This window comes from Ectothiorhodospira mobilis, assembly GCF_016584115.1.
Lineage (GTDB): Bacteria > Pseudomonadota > Gammaproteobacteria > Ectothiorhodospirales > Ectothiorhodospiraceae > Ectothiorhodospira > Ectothiorhodospira mobilis.
This window is the reverse complement of sequence record NZ_NRSK01000096.1, coordinates 1-279: the sequence shown is the minus strand read 5'-3', so window position 1 is coordinate 279 and position 279 is coordinate 1. Positions and strand designations below refer to the sequence as shown.

Below are 279 nucleotides of genomic sequence, written 5' to 3'. Positions count from 1 at the left end.
GTACGGCAGAGAAAACATCATGTGCATGAAGTTTTCGACATATTTGAGGTCATAGCGCGGGTATATTGCTGGTTCCCCAATTGACGCCTTGTAAGAAGCGGCCGCGATCGTCCTTACTTTGGACATGAGCTTGGCCGCCGCGTCAGTGAAGGACTCCTCGTCAGTGATTCGCGGACGGTCGTGGGTGCTCATCGCGTTGATCATCGACGACATGATCGCCATTGGGTGGCCGTTAGGTGGGAAGGCGTTGAAGTGAAGGTTCATCGACCGATGTAAGGC

At 53.8% G+C, this 279-nt stretch carries 1 protein-coding gene; it reads right to left on the bottom strand.

Translation table 11 applies throughout. From position 1 onward, the window contains the following. The coding region (locus CKO33_RS13285; RefSeq protein ID WP_274600772.1) for a citrate/2-methylcitrate synthase at positions 1-264 on the bottom strand (264 nt) is incomplete at its 3' end. Positions 265-279 lie beyond the last annotated feature (15 nt).